This is a genomic window from Algoriphagus aquimarinus, from assembly GCF_900112005.1.
Taxonomy (GTDB): Bacteria; Bacteroidota; Bacteroidia; order Cytophagales; family Cyclobacteriaceae; genus Algoriphagus; species Algoriphagus aquimarinus.
Genome location: NZ_FOKK01000005.1, coordinates 246,943 through 267,203, shown reverse-complemented (window position 1 = coordinate 267,203; position 20,261 = coordinate 246,943). Strand labels below are relative to the sequence as shown.

The 20,261-nt window shown below is 39.8% G+C and carries 12 protein-coding genes; 6 read left to right on the top strand and 6 right to left on the bottom strand.

Translation table 11 applies throughout. From position 1 onward, the window contains the following. Genes BM291_RS08770 through BM291_RS08760 form a run of 3 tightly spaced genes read right to left on the bottom strand, consistent with a single transcriptional unit; the run spans window position 1 to window position 3,502 of the window. A complete protein-coding gene (locus tag BM291_RS08770; protein WP_092896364.1) occupies window positions 1–1,719 on the bottom strand; it encodes a hypothetical protein in 1,719 nt (572 codons plus the stop codon). Continuing rightward, the gene (locus BM291_RS08765; RefSeq protein ID WP_092896362.1) at window positions 1,716–2,723 is read right to left on the bottom strand and encodes a UbiA family prenyltransferase; all 1,008 of its coding nucleotides are present in this window, start codon (window positions 2,721–2,723) and stop codon (window positions 1,716–1,718) included. The genes BM291_RS08770 and BM291_RS08765 overlap by 4 nt, the downstream gene beginning before the upstream one ends. Then, window positions 2,720–3,502, bottom strand: a complete 783-nt coding sequence (locus BM291_RS08760; RefSeq protein ID WP_217647300.1) for a hypothetical protein — start codon at window positions 3,500–3,502, stop codon at window positions 2,720–2,722. Before BM291_RS08760 ends, BM291_RS08765 begins: the two co-directional genes overlap by 4 nt. 586 nt (window positions 3,503–4,088) lie before the next feature. Between BM291_RS08760 and BM291_RS08755 the strand changes: the two genes are divergently transcribed. The 6 genes from BM291_RS08755 (at window position 4,089) to BM291_RS08730 (ending at window position 12,418) form a co-directional block, all read left to right on the top strand. Continuing rightward, the gene (locus tag BM291_RS08755) at window positions 4,089–4,787 is read left to right on the top strand and encodes an SGNH/GDSL hydrolase family protein (protein ID WP_092896358.1); all 699 of its coding nucleotides are present in this window, start codon (window positions 4,089–4,091) and stop codon (window positions 4,785–4,787) included. Window positions 4,788–4,826: 39 nt separating this feature from the next. Next, complete coding sequence (locus tag BM291_RS08750) at window positions 4,827–5,660, top strand: sialate O-acetylesterase (RefSeq protein WP_092896356.1); 834 nt, start codon at window positions 4,827–4,829, stop codon at window positions 5,658–5,660. Window positions 5,661–5,727: 67 nt separating this feature from the next. Continuing rightward, a complete protein-coding gene (locus BM291_RS08745; RefSeq protein ID WP_092896354.1) occupies window positions 5,728–6,333 on the top strand; it encodes a GNAT family N-acetyltransferase in 606 nt (201 codons plus the stop codon). Window positions 6,334–6,536: 203 nt separating this feature from the next. Beyond that, the gene (locus BM291_RS08740; protein ID WP_092896352.1) at window positions 6,537–7,784 is read left to right on the top strand and encodes an ROK family transcriptional regulator; all 1,248 of its coding nucleotides are present in this window, start codon (window positions 6,537–6,539) and stop codon (window positions 7,782–7,784) included. Between the two features lie 21 nt (window positions 7,785–7,805). Further along, window positions 7,806–11,093 carry a VCBS repeat-containing protein gene (locus BM291_RS08735; protein ID WP_092896350.1) on the top strand — a complete coding sequence of 1,096 codons (3,288 nt, stop codon included), beginning with the start codon at window positions 7,806–7,808 and terminating at the stop codon, window positions 11,091–11,093. A gap of 50 nt (window positions 11,094–11,143) precedes the next feature. Then, window positions 11,144–12,418, top strand: a complete 1,275-nt coding sequence (locus BM291_RS08730; protein ID WP_245786812.1) for a vanadium-dependent haloperoxidase — start codon at window positions 11,144–11,146, stop codon at window positions 12,416–12,418. A 350-nt stretch (window positions 12,419–12,768) separates the two neighbouring features. Here BM291_RS08730 and BM291_RS08725 read toward each other — a convergent pair whose 3' ends face one another. The 3 genes from BM291_RS08725 to BM291_RS08715 form a co-directional block, all read right to left on the bottom strand. Then, window positions 12,769–14,367, bottom strand: coding sequence for a SusD/RagB family nutrient-binding outer membrane lipoprotein (locus tag BM291_RS08725; RefSeq protein WP_092896346.1), 1,599 nt, complete (start codon window positions 14,365–14,367; stop codon window positions 12,769–12,771). Window position 14,368: 1 nt separating this feature from the next. Continuing rightward, entirely contained in the window at window positions 14,369–17,434 is a 3,066-nt protein-coding gene (locus BM291_RS08720; RefSeq protein WP_092896344.1) for a SusC/RagA family TonB-linked outer membrane protein, read from the bottom strand. A gap of 543 nt (window positions 17,435–17,977) precedes the next feature. Next, entirely contained in the window at window positions 17,978–20,140 is a 2,163-nt protein-coding gene (locus tag BM291_RS08715) for a glutamine synthetase III family protein (RefSeq protein WP_092896342.1), read from the bottom strand. Window positions 20,141–20,261 lie beyond the last annotated feature (121 nt).

Sequence of the window (20,261 nt, the reverse complement as noted above, 5' to 3'; positions counted from 1 at the left end):
CTATTTCCTTAATTTGTAAACAAAATAATCTCCGTATTGCATTACAATATCTTCTTTTGGAAGCGTGTCTAACTTGTCCATTCCCTTATCAAGAACAAAATCGGCTGATATGATAGTAGATGTACTCATCCTGCTCAGCCCATCCTGTTCTGGAATATTCCCATAATCATCCACATCAAAGGCTCCCAAAGCTACAGGAACCTTGTAGTGAACATCCGCATGATGCAGCCCCATTTCTTTAAAGCGATAACTAATCGCATAATGATCCTTACCTGCAAGGCTGTACCACTCCGATAAACTATGATTGGAGAATTTGAAAAAGTTAACCATATGAAAACTATGCTTGGAAAAAACTACAGTAAAAGCTACTAGAGTTAAAACGCCAAGGGCAATATTTTTGAAATTCCCGAGAAGTTTAGGTCTGGATTGAAGTAACTCATCTATTGCTTTCAAAAGTATAACTATACCCAAAATCAAAGGCGCCCAAATAAAGCGTAGAGGCTGATTTGAATTCCCTAAAACAATAAACCAAGGCAAAAACATGAGTAAAATCAAAATCAGACTTTGAGCTAATTCGACAGAAATTTTAACTTTTCGAAACCAAACTACCCAGATTAAGGCAACCAAGATTACGCCTAATGGAAATATGAAATCATTAAGAAGCTCAGACATAAATGATAGATTCTCATTTCCATCATTCACCAATTCAACTAGAATTTGCTCATCGGGCATCTTTCCGTGAGTTTCCACAAATCTGGATTCATTACCGGTAAGTAATATTGGGGCTAGTGGATTATTAACCTCTAGCTGATTACGGATCATTACTGAACCAGCAAAAAACAAGGGGACCATTGCAAGTAGAGCTACTTTTCTAAATTTTTCCCCTCTGAACAATTCATAAAACAGGTAGCAAAGCGGCAAAATTAAGAGCAACCAGTTGGTGAACTTTATTCCTAGTGCAATTGAAAATATCAGAAATACTCCAGTAAATTCCCTTTTGCGATAGTTCTGTATAAAAAGAAAAATGCCTGACACGATAACATAAGTATTCCAAGTATCTATTTTACCGGTTCCAAACAAGTAAAAAAGAGTGCCTTTAATTAATAGAACAGTAAGGACCAGCACTTGGGCCATTCTTATGGAAAACAACTTCTTACCTACGGTATAAATCAAGTGAAGTAAAGCAATTGACCCTAAGGCATCAAAAACCAATACTCCCGGAATACCTGTAAAACCAAAGGGAATAGTAAACACATACTCAATCCCAAGTGGCATGAGTGTGTAGTTGGTCAGATAAGGGTTGAATTCGATCCCTTTTGCGAAAATCCAGGCCACGTTAGGCAAGTAGAAACTCAATCCATCATCGCTAAGCGGTAGGCCCACAAGCCGGAATATATAGGGAAGAAAGAGCACAAAAAGTACCCAAACAAAGGGGTCTGACCACTGAATTAGACCTAGACTTTTTACTATGAAATTTCGCTGAGTCAGTATTGCCAGTGCAAAAAGAAATATCCACGCATACCACAGAAATGCTGGCGGAATAAACAGTGAAAACAAAAAAAAAGAAAATGAAAACAGACCAACACCTAGCGCAACTTTACCATGCCCATTAATCGAGCGAAGTCCAGTAGTTGAGGCAAGAATATTCCCTAAAGAAAACAGGCCAAAAAAAGTAAAACCCGCTGCAAGTAGTGAAAAAAGCATCTCTACAAAACTCATGCTTCAGGTATTTCCTTCGAATGAAACAGACTTGTAACCAATGCTGAATTTCGAAGTATATCATTTGGAAAGATTAAAACAAAAACGGGAATTAGTAGGTAAACCCATGAGTGATACATACCAAGCATTCCTAATAAACCGATAGGAAGCAATACTTGATAATAAGTTGCCATTAAAATATTCCAATCGGGTTGCGGAGGATGAAGGATGATCACAAAAGGAACATTCCTCTTCCACCTCAACAGCAAAACATACCCATAATATAGCGTCAGTAAGAGAAGTAAAAGTCCAATCTTAAAATATACGAGTAAGCCGATTAACGCCAGTTGCTCCACAAGAAGAATCGGCCATTCCATTTGCCTCATTTTATCAATCGGAAATCTAGTAGCAAAGGTATTCAGGCCCACTGATTCATCATTTTCTAGATCTGAATACTGATGCCCCAGGATCCCTCTAAGGCCATAAAACAAGCTCCATGTCCCGATCAGAAGGAGCACCATCCAGTCTACAGATTCAATCATAAATTGAGACAGAATCGCGAATATTCCCATAGATGGGAATGCATGAGCTCCAAGTGAATCCGCCAAAACACCCCATCCTCCTCTATTTTTCAGCCGAAAAGGAGGAACAGAATACAAGGTGTAAACCAATAGCGCTCCTAAAAAAAGAAGAAGGCCTTCAACAAAAGGAAGTAAGATGTAAATGGCAATTAAAATACCCACAAGAGTGGCTGAAATCAGTAAGCGTTGTTTCGACTTTGATACACCTAGCAGTCTATTACTTTTGCCTGCTTTCAGATCCTCCTCTAGATCAGTGAAGTCATTTATCAAGCTTACATAACTCGCTCCAATCCCTAGAGATACAAAGAGGAAAAACAGGAAACCCATTCCATAGGCAGCTGATTCGAAAGCATAAACATGAATTGTCAACAGACCAATGGAAAGGATTGGAGCCAGCTTAGGCTCCCACCATTCTTGAGTCCTAAAATATCTTGGAACTATCAAAAGCGTGTTGATTCAACGTGGAGGGATCGTTCATGCGATTGGTAGCGAACCAGCGCTTCCAGAACTATTGCAGTGGAGATTTCTTCTCCTCCAAATGCGGCCGACTCATCAGCTCTCTCATAAGCATAATAAATAACACCCTTTTTCCACGCACCATTAGAATTCTGAGCAGCTAACAAATACTGAATTGACTTGGCGGGAATTTCATCATAATAGCCCATATTTTCTAAAGCAGCAATTGCCAATGCGGTATCAAGAATACTCTCAAAAAACTGCCCATCTGACTTGGCTTGGGCTAAAATCCTATTCTTAATGATCGGTTTGAGTTCTTCGAGTTTTTCTATCCCTTTGTTCATGTTTTTACTAAAAAAATAGTAAATCAAAACAGGTCGGAGATACCATTTATCGCACATTTCCTCCCGCTCTTCCACAATCACCCGAACCATCAAATCTATGGCGGCAGCTGTGTATTGATTTTCACCCAAGTAGTGAATCACATTCGAGTTGACAACTGCGTCAATGTCATTCTTGGCGCAAGGCATCAATTTCCAGAAATAATACTGTCCTATTGGGTGCCTAAATTCCCTCCAGAGTGACCTCCAGTATTTTGGATTGGAATTCCACTGCAGCCTTAGCGTAATCCAGGAATAAAAAGGGCCTTCTTTAGATCGATTACTTATAAAAAGATCCCGATTATCTAACGCGGGTCTGCCTAATTGTTGGAGAAACCAAGATGCCATTGCTGTATTGTCCAAATCATTTGCAGCGAACTGCTCCAATTGATGTGGTTTAGTATAATGCCTCCAAATTCCAAAAGAGGATCTTTTTTCAATTAAAAAATCAGCTATCTGATTTAATATTTCTTTCGCTTCTGAATTATCCCGTAAGTACAGTAACGAATGTCCAATAAGGGTTGCAGGAAAAACGGTGGTCTCTTCAACTATGACGACACACTTCTTATCCCCCATACTAAACTCTTCTAAAGCATCAGCCGTGCAATTTTCAGAACATGCAAATAGACAGGAAAAACCGCCATTCGACAACTGACGATCCTTTAGAAATTTTAACCCTTTTGAAATCGCGAAATCTAATTCATCTATACTCATTGTAATAAAACCACCTTTGGAAATTTAAATTTCTAATGAACAAGTATAAGGCTTATTTTTCTCTTTTCGCTTGGAGAAGCACTGCATTCCTGTCAGAAGGTAGATATACGTATCTGACTTACTTATTCACTTGAAATGCTTCCAAGAGGTATTTTAGCATCCTAATAGTAAAGCAAATCCTGAAATTCAAAAAAGATGGTCCTACAAAGGAAGATTATTAAATTACCTTCCGAAAAAACTTGCTCCAAGCTATATCCAAATGAAATTTATTTACCTCATTTTTCTCAGCATTTTCTTATTCACCTCCCCTTCCAGCCTAAGTAAATCTGAATATCTAAAGGACTTAAAAGTTGAATTACAAACGAAGTGGCCAGAAAACAGAACCATCAACTTGGTTTTCCATGGTCATTCGGTTCCGGCTGGTTATTTCCAAACTCCTGTTGTCAATACGCTTTCTTCTTACCCTTACCTTGTGTTACAGGAGTTGAAAACCCAATATCCATATGCAGTGATCAACGTCATCAATACTTCCATCGGTGGCGAAGATTCTAAAAGCGGCGAAAATCGATTCGAATCAGACGTTCTAAGCCATAAACCCGATGTGTTATTTATCGATTATGCACTAAACGACAGAAGAATCGGACTTGATAGTGCAAAAGTTGCCTGGGAAAGCATGATTCAAAGCGCGCTGGCAAAGGACATAAAAATCATTCTGCTCACCCCTTCTCCTGATAAAAAGTTGGATTTAAAAGAAAACAACACTGTTTTAGACGAGCATTCAAATCAAATTCGTCAGCTATCAGAAAAGTACGAGGTAGGCCTAGTTGATAGCTATGCGCTATTCAAAAAAGAAATTGGTTCTGGTGCTGATCTAGACAACTTCATGTCTCAGGGAAATCATCCGAATGAAAAGGGTCACGCACTGATTGCAAAGGGGATTTTAGGCTATTTCAACTAGCATCGCAATCAGTAATTTATTGTATAAAACCTTAGCCACATGAAAACACATCACCTAGGAGTTCTCTTACTTTGCTTACTAAGTTTAAGTTGTACCAGCGGAAAAAGTATTTCTAGTCGAGACCTAAACAACTCTGACTCAAAAGAAAACTTTCATCTCTACCTTCTCATGGGCCAATCGAATATGGCAGGAAGAGGCAAAGTGCAATCCCTCGATACACTTACTCATCCTCGAGTTATGATGTTGGACAAAAACCTGAACTGGGAGTTGGCAAGAGATCCTATGCACTTCGATAAGTCGGCGGCAGGAGTTGGACTAGGTTTGACTTTTGGGAAAATCATGGCCAATGCAGGTAGAGATATAAAAATCGGACTGATCCCCGCGGCAGTGGGTGGAAGTTCGATCAATCATTGGTACCAAGACTCACTTTTTCAGCAAACCAATACTTATCCCTATAATGACATGATCAAGCGAGCTAAAGCAGCAATGACTCAGGGAACGTTAAAAGGGATACTCTGGCATCAAGGTGAATCTGACTCAAATACTGAACTTGACATGAAAAGCTACAAGCAAAAATTCGAAGCCATGCTGGATTCCATGAAACAGGATCTCGGCATTGAATCTGTTCCGATCGTCATGGGAGAAATCGGTTATTTTTTCTATCCTAAAGCCACCTATGCCGAACAAATCAATGATATAATTGCCGAAATCGCAGCTTCTCAACAGTGCATTGGCCTAGTATCTTCAGAAAACTTGAATCACAAAGGTGATAGCACTCATTTCGACTCGGATTCCTACCATGTGCTGGGCATAAGATATGCTGCCAAAATGCAAGAAATTCAATCTAAGTGCTCGTCAATTTTGATCAAATAAGATCATAGGCTAATTAGCAAAAGATTTAACTCACGAAACTTTTTCCTCCACACAACACTCAAAAAATATGGATAAATGGCTGAAAGAATTAACCCTGGAAGGCAATTCGGTTAGATTAGAACCCATGTCTCTAGATCACACCAATGAATTAACTCATGCAGTAAAGGATGGCAACCTATGGGAACTTTGGTACACTTCTGCCCCGAAGCCGGAAAACGTAGAAGCCTATATATCAAAAGCTCTCCAAGAGTTTGAGTTAGATATTTCCTTACCCTTTGTGATAGTAGAAAAGATGACGAACAAAGTTATTGGAACTACACGCTACATGAACGCAGTAGCAGCAAATAGGCATTTAGAAATCGGCACTACCTGGTATTCCAAGTCCTATCAACGAACAGGAGCAAACACGGAGTGTAAGTATTTATTATTGAAATACGCCTTTGAGAATTTGAATTGTATCGCTGTGGAATTCAGAACCAACTGGCACAATATGCAATCCCGCAATGCAATTCTAGGTCTTGGAGCGAAACAAGATGGGGTACTGAGAAATCACATAATCGACAGTACTGGTTGCCTGAGAGACACGGTAGTTTTCTCTATTTTAAACTCTGAATGGCAAATGGTGAAAAAATCTTTGGAGTTCAAAATGAGCAGAAAATACAGCAACAGCTAAGCTATTCTAAAAGTCAAAGCCATCAAAATAGATGCTTTAACTCCTCATAAATCTCCTTGAATTCAAATTATTTTATCAAAACAGGTCATAAACATCTAATTATTACTCTATATCTCAACAAATAGGCTTCGGTTACCTTATTTTTTTTGAAAAGTATTTTTTGAAAATTAAAAATTACCGTAATTCAAGCTCAACTTGAACCTATGCATCTAATAAACCCTCAACAGGTAATCGATAAAATGGACGGAGTGGTAGAAATCAAAAGCTACCTCAACAAAATTAAGATTATTAAGAACCTCTACGCCAAAGGCGCCAACACTGCAAGTGAGATCTGTGCTGAAGTAGGAATATCCTTACCGACAGTCAATTCACTATTGGGAGACCTGATGACAAGTGGCGAAGTAATCAAACAGGGACGTGCCGAATCCCAAGGCGGCAGGAAACCTGATCTGTACAGACTTGCACCCGATGCATTCTACGTGCTGTCTGTGGATCTTTCTAAGTTCAACATGAACCTCGCGCTCTATTCCTGCAATCAAACTATTGAAACAGAAAAAGAAAGCCATAAAATTAGCTTAGATAACGAGAAGGAGACTTTTGACCATATCTGCGAGCTAATCGAAGCGTACCTCATCAAAACTGGAATTCCTCAGGAGAAAGTAATTGCCATAGGATTCTCCATGCCTGGCTTAACCGATTCCATCGGGGGAGTAAATTATACTTACCTGAGATTTGGCAAAAACACGCTTCTTGAAAACCTGGAAACAAGATTTTCTAAAAAAATATTCCTGGAAAATGATGCCCGCGCCATGACCTTAGCGGAATTCAAATTCGCTACTGATCATCATTACAAGAATGTCCTTGGACTCTTCATAGGTTGGGGAATCGGACTTGGTATCATCATAGACGGCAAACTTTACCAAGGCGGATCTGGTTTCGCGGGTGAGTTTAGCCACTCTCCTATTTTCGAATCCAGAGATGTCACCTGTATTTGCGGCAAAAAAGGATGTTTGGAGGCTGTAGCCTCCGGAACGGCTATAGTCAAAATGGCGGAGGAAGCTATCAAGCTAGATAAAGACAGCATACTAGCCCGAATGGCGAGAAACCAGGAAAGCAGTATAGAGCCTAGTCTTGTGGTAGAAGCCGCTTTGTCTGGTGACCAGCGAGCGATCACCATTCTATCCGAAGCTGGCTTGGATCTTGGAAGAGGAATCTCCATGCTGATCCAAGTGCTCAACCCTGAGTTGATCATCATCGGTGGGTCTGTAGCCGAAGCCAATCAATACTTGATCACTCCGATTCAACAGGCCTTGAATATCTACAGCATGGCCAAGTCACGCGAAAAGTCCCAACTCGTACTGTATCAATTAGGTGAAGATGTTGGCCTTTTGGGTGGTGTCGCCGTTGTAAACGAACAGCTCTTCGAAGATGTAATCAATCGACTGGGGTAAATCTCAGCTTTATATAAGTCCATGTGCTACCTTATCAAATCCAAAACAGCAATACTACTGTTTTTAGGATCTCTCATATTTCTTCATCAGGAAAACACTCTTGTAGCACAATCTTCCTCTGGAAATTTTGAAAAAATCTCAAATAAAAAATCAGGGATTCCTTTTAAAAACCAGCTGAAAGAAGATGAGAAAAACAATATCCTACGCTATGAATACTTCTATAATGGAGGTGGTGTAGCCGTTGGAGACTTGGACAATGATGGGCTGGAAGATGTGTTTTTCACCGGAAACATGAGCTCCAATAAAGTTTATAAGAATCTGGGGAACTTCAAGTTTGAAGACAAAACCAAATCGGCAGGTGTAAGCGGGAAAGACGTCTGGACTACCGGCGTAAGCATGGCCGATGTAAACGGTGATGGATTGTTGGACATCTACGTTTGCTATTCAGGTAAAGGTGAACCGAACTTACGATCGAATGAATTATGGATCAATCAGGGAGACTTCATCTTCAAAGATGAAGCAAAACAATACGGCTTAGCTGATCCTTCCAATAGCACACAGGGCTTATTTTTTGATTTTGATAAGGATGGAGACCTAGACATGTACTTGCTCAATCATCATATTCAGGCCATTAATGAACTTGAGTTTAATGAAGTAAAAAAAATCAGACATCCTTATGCTGGTGATAAACTTTTCAGGAATGATGGCGGGAAGTTCACCGACATCAGCGAAGAAGCAGGCATTTTAGGCTCTGCTTTGGGATTTGGTTTAGGCATAGTTTCGGCAGATATCAATCAAGATGGATGGCCAGATATCTTAATCACCAATGACTACATAGAGCCTGATTATCTCTATATCAATAATGGCGACGGTACATTTACGGATCGCATGAAGGAGTATTTTCAGCACATTTCTCACTTTTCAATGGGTGCTGATATCTCAGACGTGAATAATGACGGCAAGCCCGACATCTATACATTGGATATGCTTCCGGAGGACAACGAGCGACAAAAGCTTCTCTATGGGCCGGAGAATTACGAGCAATATGCCTTGATGATCAAAGAAGGCTTTCATCATCAAAGTATGAGAAATATGCTTCAATTAAATCAAGGTGATGGGCTTTTCTCAGAAGTAGGTCAACTTGCAAATATTTCCAATAGTGACTGGAGCTGGTCAGCTTTGTTTTTTGATGCAACAAATAATGGAAAGAAGGATCTTTTCATCTCAAATGGCTACTATCGGGACTATACCAACCGGGATTTTCTAAAGTATAAAGGGGACTATTATTTCAAGCAGGCAATTGCCAACGAAAAAGCGGACACCCTTCATCTAGTAACTACCATGACATCGACCCCGATTCACAATTACATTTATGAAAACACGGGAAACCTTGATTTTATAGACAGATCCATCGAATGGGGCTTTGACGAAAAAGGATTTTCCAGCGGTGCAGCCTATGCGGATTTGGATAATGACGGTGATCTTGATTTGGTGGTCAATAACTTGAATGAACCGGCTTCTATTTATAAAAATGTAAGCGCTAAAAAGAATTGGCTACAAATCACACTCAAAGAGGAATCCAAAAACACCTTTGCCGTTGGAGCAAAAGTTGAAGTGTTTACTGGCGAGGAAAATCAAACGCTAGAAGCACAACCAGTTAGAGGTTTTCAATCTTCGGTAAGCCCCAGACTTCAATTTGGTCTGAATGACATTTCAGTAGTTCCTTCGATTCAAGTTATCTGGCCCGACGGCACTATTCAATTCCTCGAAAACATTCCTGCAAATCAACACCTCACAATCCAAAAAGACAGTTCAGAAGGCTCGCTAGCTACATCGAAACCAATCCCTTTACTGAACAAAAGTAATTTCGCCCCAGATTTCTCTCCTATCGCTAATCAATTTAATGACTTTAAGCGCCAGCCTCTGATGCTTACCATGCCGAGCTACATCAGTCCGATTTTATCTCAAGGAGATTTGGATGGAGATGGAAATCCAGAAGTCTTCATAGGAGGTTCAAAAGGGCAAACTGGAAAAATAGTGTCGTTTGAAAATGAAAGCTGGCAGGACTACCCAGGTTTTAGATCCTCCAAAGAGTTTACTGATGCAATCGCGATTTTCGAAGATTTCAATGGAGATGGAAAGCAGGATTTATTTGTAGGAAGCGGTGGATACCACGATTATCTAGGTTCCGATGAATCCCTTCAGGACAGGCTCTATTTAAATGATGGCACAGGCAAACTAACACGACAATCATCATTTCCAGATTACAAATTCAGTACTGGTACTGCAGAAGCTTTTGATGTAAATGGAGATGGATACCTTGATCTGTTTGTTGGAGCTAGATTGATACCTGGACGTTATCCTATAATCCCAGAAAGCAAACTTTTGATTAATGACGGGAAGGGGAATTTCACAGATCAGACAAGCACTTATTTACCTAAGGCTGGAAAAATAGGCTTGATTACTTCCTCTGAACTTATTGATTTGAATGCAGATGGGAAGATGGATCTAGTACTAGTAGGCGAATATATGCCGATCACAGCCTTGATCAACACCGGTTCATCGTTAACAGACAAAACCTCCGTTTATTTCAATTCCCAGCTTTCAGGCTGGTGGAATACTCTGGAAAAATCGGATATAGATGGTGACGGTGACTTAGATCTGATCGTTGGAAATTTCGGCCTCAATTCCCAATTTGAAGCCAATGAGCATAAAAAACTTCGGCTCTATGCGGCAGATTTTGATCAAAATGGTTCAATCGACCCGATCCTGGAATGCTTCGTGGGGGACAAAATGTATCCTTACCCAAGCCGCGATGAACTGCTAGATCAGATGGCAAGTATGAGAAGTCGATTCACCGATTATGCTTCCTACTCGAAAGCTACCATGACCGACCTTTTCTCTTTCCAAGAATTGGAGAAATCACAGATTCTGGAAGCGAACACGTTGGAGTCAATGGTGCTAGAAAACACCGAAGACGGTTTTATAGCTAGGCCACTTCCTAGACTGGCCCAGTCATTTCCTGTATATAGTATTCTACCAATCGATCTGAATAGGGATGGTAACATGGATTTGATACTCGGCGGAAACCAAGCTTACACACGAATTCGAATTGGATTGATGGATGCAGGTCTCGGTCTAGTACTTATAGGCGATGGTAAAGGTAATTTTAGCCCGCTCAGCCCTTCGGAATCTGGCCTGGCCATCAAAGGCGATATCAAATCTATTCTACCGATAAGAACAGCTTCAGGAATCCAACTACTTTTTGGAATCAATCAACAAAAGCTCGAAAGCTATACAATAAGATGAGTCAACCCTTAAAGACATACGTCACGTCACTACTTCTTATTTGCACTTTCATGCAAACTTCTTTGGCTAAACCAAAGGATGTCAACTGGCCCAAGGTCTATTCGGAGCAACTTTTTCATATTACCGAAGTGATGGTCACAGATGTGGCTAGCCCACCCGTTGCCGCCAGAATTTATGCTTACTCCAATCTAGCTGCCTATTTGATCACAAAAGAATCTGGAAAGGGTTTTAAATACAACGACATCTTGGATCAAAGCTATTTGGCAATACAGAATTGGGACATATCTGAAACAAGGATTAGCTCACCAGAATTTGCTGCTATTTACGCTATGCTAAAAGTCGGAGAAGCTATTATGCCTTCTGGTTATCTTTTGAAAGAAAAGCAGGCAGAATGGATAAAAATTGCCACAAAACAGAAAGTGATTTCTAAAAAGGAAGTCCAAGCCCACATAGCTTTCGCTGAATCAGTTGCTTCCAAAGTAATGGACATTGCCAAAAAGGACGGCTACTTACAGCTATCCACTCTTACGCGCTATTCCCCTCAAGAAGGTGAAGGTTTCTGGTATCCGACTCCTCCAGCATACATTGCTGCTGTAGAACCTGAATGGAAGACCATTAAGCCTTTTTTCATCACCAACCTGTCTAACTACTCACCAGCACCTATGGCTCCTTTTGATATGACGGATGGGAGCTCCTTTCACAATCAATTGATGGAAGTCTATACTACGACAAATGAATTGAGTGATGAGCAAAAGTTGATAGCCAACTTCTGGGATTGCAATCCTTTTAAAGTGGAATTCTCAGGCCATATGGCCATAGGAGTAAAGAAAATATCCCCTGGAGGTCATTGGATTGGCATTACCGGAATTGCTGCGCAAAAAGCAAAACTATCTTTTCAAGAGACTGCTTTTATCCATGCATTGGTGGGAATGACGCTTCACGATGCATTTATTTCCTGCTGGAAAGCCAAATACGAAACTGACAGAATCCGTCCTGAGACTGTAATCAATCAGAAAATGGACCAGCGTTGGAGACCTTTGTTACAAACTCCACCATTTCCAGAATACACCTCAGGGCACTCGGTGATCAGCCGAGCTTCGGCAGTTATCTTAACGGGATACTTTGGCGACAATTTTGAATTTATTGACAGCTCAGAAACCTATTTCGGTTTACCAGAAAGACCTTTTCCTTCCTTTCTATATGCTTCAGAAGAAGCTGCTATTTCCAGGCTTTACGGAGGAATTCATTTTCGGGATGCCATAGAAGAAGGTGTTAAGCAAGGAGGAAAGATTGGTGATATGATATGGGAGAAAGTTGGGAAATAACCTGATAAAAAGTACACTCAACCTTACAGCTATCTATAGGACGCCATTACTCTTTAATGATCCGTTCCAGGTAAAAGGAGCAATCATTCTTTTGTGTCTATACGGAAAGAATACCTAAATTTAAGAAGAGAAGGATGGAACTGTCACTTTCAATCTCATCAAAGATTTAGTATCAATTCCAATGATACTTGATGTACTACGCCCTAGTGATCTTTATACTCAGTTCATAGAATAATATAGTCCTAATAATAAGATTCCATTCACTTCCTGAACTTGGCAATTGGACATAAAAAAAGAGGCTTCGAACTTAATCGAAACCTCTTTCTATAGTTTAATCTAGTGAAGGAATATTACTTATCCCACCACACATTTTTCACCCAAGTATCTCCACCCATATTAGAAATTGCATTAGCCAATCCCTGTGGGTTGGTAGTGCTTTCACCAGATGGATAAAGTTGTCTTCTAGGAATCTGACCTGAAGAGAAGTTACCTGAATAATTAACTGGAGTTAATTGTGGATAACCTGATCTCTTCCAGTTGTTCCAAGACTCTACAAAGTTTGCAAGTGTACCAGTAGTAGCCCAGATTTGCTCATTAATCATTTTCAATGATGCAGCAGGACTGCTAGTATCCAACGGATTAGCTGCCGCAAAATCAGCAGCTACAGCTGCAGAGACACTCGCTCCACCAAATTTACCGATAGTAGTCAAAGCACCTTCCAAACCTGCAGCATAATAAGCTGAAGCAGAACTTGGCACAGAATAACCTCTAGCAGCAGCATCAGCTAGCAATAACTGAATCTCTGCATAAGTAAGGATAAACACAGGAGCATTTCTATCTCTGTAAACAGCTGTTGGTCTAGAATATGCTCCGATCGGAGCAACATCTACACCAGCGCCAGTTGGACCTGGATAATTAGGCTCTTTAGTTACATCAGTAGCTCCGCCTTTCAAATCATAACCATTTGGCAAACCAATTTGAACCATTGGATCATTGTTACCTACAACACTACCACTTTTATTAGCAGCAAGTCCTGCAGGAGGAACTTCAGCTATAATAGATAGACGTGGATCATTGTTAGATTTCAAGAAGTCAATCAATTTCTTTGACCAACGAACTTCGTACACATCATCTACTACATTCAGCGCGTTCGCACTTGAATTGGCGTAGCCATTACTTTGATCTGAAACCAAAACTGCCTCATCTGCTGGCGAAGCAAATACACCACCTGCGATAGCTTTTTGTACATATGATTTCGAAGTACTTGCATCTACATCCACCAATCTCATTGCCATACGCAACATAATAGAATAGCCTAACTTCTTCCATTTAGCTAAATCACCACCGTAGAGCACATCATTCTTGATTGGATCTCCTGAAGTATTGATAGAGCTAAGAGCGCTTTCTAGATCAGCAAGCATAGCCATATAGGCTTCAGACTGAGAATCGTATTTTGGCTGAGTAATCCCAGCTTCTGCCTTCAATGCTTCGCTATAAGGAAGATCTCCATAGACATCAGATACGAAGGAAAGAGTAAGTACCTTCCAGATTTGACCCACCGCAATTAAGTTGGTGAAGCCTTTTTTCTCAGCAAGAGCTTGCATTTGATAAACTCTAGATGCAGTAGAATATCCGTCATTCCACACACTTTGGATATAACTGTTTGTACTTCCAGACGCTACATACTTATCTGCATTGGAATAGTAATTTGCTCCTCCTGTTGAAGTAGAAGCCATTACTTGTACCCACATACTTTGGAATAGAATAGCTCCCGTGTAGCCGGTCATCATGTTCCCGTAGTTATGGGAAACTGTAGGCAAAATCAAATTAGGATCAAAGACATCCCCAGACGCACGATTTGGGTCCGTATTGATATCGGCGAAATCCCCGTCACAGCTGGATACGGCTAATAAAATGCCCGTAAGAAATATGCTTATATATTTTTTCATATTAATTCAATTTGAAATTAAGGTTGAAACCAAAAGATCTAGTGCTAGGAAGGTTACCACCTTCAATACCTGTGTAGTTAATGTTAGAACCAAAATTAGCTTCAGGGTCAATATTTTTAGCTTTACGCATTATAAAGCCAAGATTTCTACCGACTAGAGATGCACTCAAACCTTTCAAGACCGGAGTATTACCAAACCATTTAGCAGGGAAAGTATAGCCCAAAGTCAACTGTCTTAACTTAATAAAATCACCATCAACAACACTTGTGCTTGTTACATTTTGTGCCAAAGCTTGGTAATAGGCTTGTGCAGGTGCAGTTACACCACCAGTTGTCACACCGGATTCTCTTCCTTCAAGAGTAACTTGATTTAATCCTCTGAAAATGGAGTAGAACTCAGTTGCAGAAAGAACTTTATTACCATAGTTGTAATCTATCAAGAATGAGAAAGAAACACCTTTGTAGTTGAATTCGTTATTCCATCCACCATATAGTGTAGGTAATACTGTACCCATGTTGATTAATTCACCACGAACAGGAAGTCCGGCCTCATTTACCTTGATGCTTCCATCCGTATTATAAGCATAATCATATGCTCTGATCTGAGGGCCTGATTCACCTACCACGTAAGCAGTAATTGCATTACCAAGCGTTCCTCTATTTTGTCCCAAATTGATCGGGTTATTATTAGGATCAGTGCTTAGGATTTCATTTTTCACTTTTGACAAGTTGAATGAAGTCTTCCAGAAGAAGTTTGGCGTTTGAACTGGAGTACCAGTTACCAACACTTCAAGTCCTTTGTTACTAGTAGAACCAGTTGCAACTACTGAGCTATTGAAACCTGAAGTAATACTCAAATTGGCATTCATGATCTCATTATGCGTCTCTTTCTCATAGTAAGCTATATCAAAACCTAAACGGTTATTGAAGAAACTAAGATCCAAACCTAACTCAAGCTCACTTGTAGTGAACGGCTTTAAGTTCAGATTAGGAAGAGATGTAGGAGAAGACCCTGCTGGCACTCCATTGTAAGAGTTTGCAGAATTGTAGTAGAACGTACTTTGATATGCATCAAATGGCTCACCACTGGTAACTGCATACGAAGCTCTAAACTTACCAAAATCAAGTGCCGGCATATCGATCAACTGATCAAAAACAAATGCTGCAGCCACTGATGGAGAGAAAATGCTATTGTTATCCGTAGGTAATGTACTGTAGACATCATATCTACCCGTTGTGGTCAAAGTTAAGATGTTGTTATACCCGATACCAACTGAATAGTATGCAGATTGAACTTCTCTCTCATTATATCCATAAGATCTTGAGAAATTTTCCACGTTAAATGGAGAATACAAGTAAGGAATCACGAAACGGCTTCCACCTACACCTACTGACTCAAATTTATTATTTCTCCTATTCGCACCAGCCAATAGATCCAGATTCAACTTACTTGTTAAATCAAAGTTAGCACCTAAAATTCCGTCTATGTTTGTTTCTGATCTAGTAGATTGACCTCTTCCACTAAGACCTCCTTGTAAGTTTGCAGAATATGCAAGCCCTGAAGGATCTACACCGAAAAAGTCATCATTGGAAGCGTCATTACCCATTCGGATCATCGCGTAGATATCTTTCGTAAAGCTATACTTAGTTGATATAGCAGAAATAGTACGCTTTCTTCCGATATCGTTTACTCCTTGATTTGATATAAAATAAGGGTTAGTCACATAGATATCATCACTAAACACCGTCTCAGCACCATTGTCCGGATTATAACCAGGAGCAAAAATACTTTGTTGAATGTTTGGAGCTAGTAATAAAAAGTTATTTGGATTTTTAGGTCCATCACTTAAGTTCGGAACATTGGTAGATTGCTGATCCGTGTAATTAACCATCGCAGTCACAGTGAACTTATCTGTAATGTTCTGCTCTACGTTCAAATTTATCGACAATCTATCTACTCCACTGTTTGGAACGATTGATTTCGCATCAAGATTAGAAACAGACATTCTGAAAGATCCATCACTACCTAATCCCTTAGAGATAGATACTGTGTTGGTGAAGTTCGTTCCTGTTCTGTAGAAGTCAATGTAACGATCATTAGAAGGAGAATAAGGATACTGATTTCCATCAAAACCAATAACTGAGCTACCATCCATCTTGGAACCCCAAGCTAAACGACCTGATGTTTGCGCATCAGTAGCTGTTGTTGGCTTCATCCCTCCAACACCTTGACCATATACATTTTGAAAATCTGTGAAATCCACTGGATTTTCAGCCATTACGTTCATAGTATAGGTCAAAGACCAATCGCCACCTTTAGCTCCTTTTTTGGTAGTAATCAAAATAACACCATTGGAAGCTCTGGATCCATAAAGAGCCGAAGCAGCCTGGCCTTTCAACACAGTCATTGTTTCGATATCATCTGGACTAAGGTTACCAATACCATCACCGGCATCTGCTCCACCCCACTGACCGGCTGAACCTCTTTGCGTGTTATCCATAGGAATACCATTAATTACATAAAGAGGAGATCCAGTACCACTGATACTTGGCAAACCTCTCAATGTGATCTTTGACGTTCCGCCTGGACCACTATTGGTTCCTTTAACTACCAAACCAGCAACTCGGCCAGCTAGAGAGTTAGCAACGTTAGTCTCACGTGCAGTAGTAAGGGATTCACTACCTACTTGAGTCACCGAGTAACCTAAGGTCTCTTTATCCTTGCTAATACCTAAAGCAGTCACTACAACTTCGGAAAGCTCACTAGCATCTTCCTCTAACAATACATTTAATTCGGTACGATTCCCTACTTCAATCTGCTGAGAAGAGTAACCAATAAAAGAAAAAACCAAAACTGAATTTGGACCTACTGACAGAGAATACTCTCCCTCCACATTGGTGGTAGTACCTGTCTTACTACTCTTGTCAAGGATGGTGACACCCGGCATAGGCAATCCATCTGGTGCTGCCGTCACTACTCCTTTCAAGACTCTACTCTGACCTTGTACTAAGTGCACTGCACATAGCATAAAACCCAGAGCAAAAGCAATTGATAAAACTTTTTTCATAGCTGGTAATTTAAGGTTAACAATAAACTAAATCTAACGCCAAGCGTCATACCCCGATCCTTGTATTGAATCATCGGTAAAGGTTGTTCTATAATATGTGCTAGCTGGGGCATATAATGACGCTCGTTTCAGTTAACGCGTCAGTTATTGTGTCAAATAAACACACAAAGTGCTTTACGGGTATAAAGCTATGTAAAACAAATCTCTATCAAAATTCATAAAAGTATTTTTTCTGAGAAAATCACAATCTTATCATATTTTTTTTGTTAAGTAATTAGATCAGCAAACCATTTTAGATCATGATTATTAAACCTTTACTAGATTTTGACAATCTTCTGAACTGAAAGTAGAAATTTCTCGAAATCATACGATTTTAACATTTTATTTCGAATATGGATTTAGAGCGAAAGTCCTAATAACTATATACTCATTTATAACTAAGACAATGTTTATTGAATGCTTATTATAAGTATTTAAGATTTTATAATAACAAAAAAAGCCGCCCCAAACGGGACGGCTTTCAATAATATGAGTTAGAAATTCCTATCTAAGGAAAAGCATTTCTCTGTATTTCACTAATGGCCACGATTCATCGTCTACCAAAAGCTCCAATTTATCAACTGCATAACGGATTTTGTCGAAGTAAGCTTCTTTGACATCAGTCTGGTAGCCTTTCGCCATTTTCACAATATCTTCCTCTTTGTTGAGTTTCTTACGTGCTTCTACCATCGCAGTGATGTTAGATTTCAAAGATTCAATATGCTTAGACACTTCTTTGATCGTCTCTACTGCAGCAGTATTATCCAAACCTAGACCTTTCAAGCCATTCGCATTTTGGATGATTTTGTTTTGGTAAAGAATAGCAGTTGGAATAATATGGTTCAATGCCAAATCTCCCATCACACGACCTTCGATCTGAATCTTCTTCATGAAGCTCTCAAGCATGATTTCGTGACGTGCATGAACTTCAATCCCATTCATTACATTATGTCTTTCAAAAAGCTCTTTTGTAGCTTTAGTAGAATAAACGTCCAATGCCGATGGAGTAGACTTCAAGTTTGACAAGCCTCTTTTCTCAGCTTCTGCAGCCCACTCATCAGAATAGCCATCACCTTCGAATCTTACTTTCTTGCTATCCTTGATGTACTTTCTCAATACATTTACAATTGCAATCTTCTTCTCCTTACCTGCAGTCATTTCTTTCTCGATGTCCTTAGCCATTTCAACTAAAACATCTGCAACAATTACATTCAATACCGTCATTGGCCCAGCCACATTCGCCTGAGAACCTACTGCACGGAACTCAAATTTGTTACCTGTGAAGGCAAAAGGAGAAGTTCTATTTCTATCAGTATTGTCAAGGATGATTTCAGGAATCTTAGAGATACCCAATTTCATATACATGTTATCACCTTTCTCGATTTTGATGTTACCATTTTTCTCAAGCTCATTCAGAACCTCAGTAAGCGTAGCACCTAAGAATACAGAGATAATAGCAGGAGGAGCTTCGTTAGCACCAAGACGGTGATCATTGCCCGCAGAGGCAATACTAGCTCTCAATAGATCTGCATTATCATAAACAGCTTTTACAGTTGCTACTAAGAAAGTAAGGAATTGAAGGTTTTCTCTTGCAGAATTGCTTGGCTGGAATAAGTTAACTCCTGTGTCAGTAATCAACGACCAGTTGTTATGTTTTCCACTACCGTTAACACCTGCAAATGGCTTCTCATGAAGAAGTACTTTCAAGTCATGTCTTTCGGCAACTTTATCCATCACGTCCATCAACAATTGATTGTGATCCGTTGCTTTGTTTATTTCTTCGAACAAAGGAGCTACTTCAAATTGACCAGGAGCTACTTCATTATGTCTTGTCATTACAGGAATTCCCAATTGAAGTGCTTCGTTTTCGAAGTCAACCATGAAATCCTTTACTCTTGTAGGGATTGTTCCAAAATAGTGATCATCCAATTGCTGACCTCTAGCAGGGCTGTGTCCAAAAACAGTTCTTCCACCCATAACCAAATCTGGTCTTGCTGTGAAAAGTGCTTTGTCGATCACAAAATATTCTTGCTCTATACCTAGAGAAGGAGTGATTTTTCTAACATTTCTGTCAAACAATTGGCAGATAGCTACAGCTGCATCGTTGATTGCTTCGACAGATTTCAACAAAGGAGTCTTGTAATCCAACGCCTCACCAGTGTAAGACACAAATATAGTTGGGATACAAAGGGTATTTTCAAATATAAATATCGGAGATGTCGGATCCCACGCAGTATATCCTCTAGCCTCAAATGTTGAGCGGATACCACCATTAGGGAAAGAAGATGCATCTGGTTCTTGCTGTACAAGTGCACTTCCTTTGAATTTCTCTAAACCACTGAAGGCATCGAAAAATGAATCATGCTTCTCGGCAGTAGATCCAGTGAGTGGCTGAAACCAGTGAGTATAATGTGTAACTCCTTTGGACAAAGCCCAAGTTTTTACAGCGGAAGCTACTTCTTCTGCAGTTGAACTGTCAATCTTGCTTCCTTTATCAATAGCTTCCATCACTCTTTTGTAAGCTGAAGGAGCCAAAGACACTCTCATTTGAGCTGTCCCAAAAGTGTTTACACCAAAAAAGTCTGAGATTTTGTTGGATGGTGCGGTGACAGTTACTCGCTGTCTCGTCTGCACCATTGCTAGGGCTTGTTGTCTAAGTGTTGCCATTTCTACAATATGTGGTTTAAATTTATACTCACAAAAATAGAAAAATATGTATTCGAAAATGCTTTTGAGTCATTTTTGACCTCAATTTTCTAAAAAATTACACTTTTTTCAATAATTCATC

What these genes read in the sequence shown, in the direction of transcription:
- BM291_RS08770 (WP_092896364.1), bottom strand. Translation starts at nt 1,719, where the DNA reads ATGAGTTTTGTAGAGATGCTTTTTTCACTACTTGCAGCGGGTTTTACT.
- BM291_RS08755 (WP_092896358.1), top strand. Translation starts at nt 4,089, where the DNA reads ATGAAATTTATTTACCTCATTTTTCTCAGCATTTTCTTATTCACCTCC.
- BM291_RS08750 (WP_092896356.1), top strand. Translation starts at nt 4,827, where the DNA reads ATGAAAACACATCACCTAGGAGTTCTCTTACTTTGCTTACTAAGTTTA.
- BM291_RS08745 (WP_092896354.1), top strand. Translation starts at nt 5,728, where the DNA reads ATGGATAAATGGCTGAAAGAATTAACCCTGGAAGGCAATTCGGTTAGA.
- BM291_RS08740 (WP_092896352.1), top strand. Translation starts at nt 6,537, where the DNA reads ATGCATCTAATAAACCCTCAACAGGTAATCGATAAAATGGACGGAGTG.
- BM291_RS08735 (WP_092896350.1), top strand. Translation starts at nt 7,806, where the DNA reads ATGTGCTACCTTATCAAATCCAAAACAGCAATACTACTGTTTTTAGGA.
- BM291_RS08730 (WP_245786812.1), top strand. Translation starts at nt 11,144, where the DNA reads ATGCAAACTTCTTTGGCTAAACCAAAGGATGTCAACTGGCCCAAGGTC.
- BM291_RS08725 (WP_092896346.1), bottom strand. Translation starts at nt 14,367, where the DNA reads ATGAAAAAATATATAAGCATATTTCTTACGGGCATTTTATTAGCCGTA.
- BM291_RS08720 (WP_092896344.1), bottom strand. Translation starts at nt 17,434, where the DNA reads ATGAAAAAAGTTTTATCAATTGCTTTTGCTCTGGGTTTTATGCTATGT.
- BM291_RS08715 (WP_092896342.1), bottom strand. Translation starts at nt 20,140, where the DNA reads ATGGCAACACTTAGACAACAAGCCCTAGCAATGGTGCAGACGAGACAG.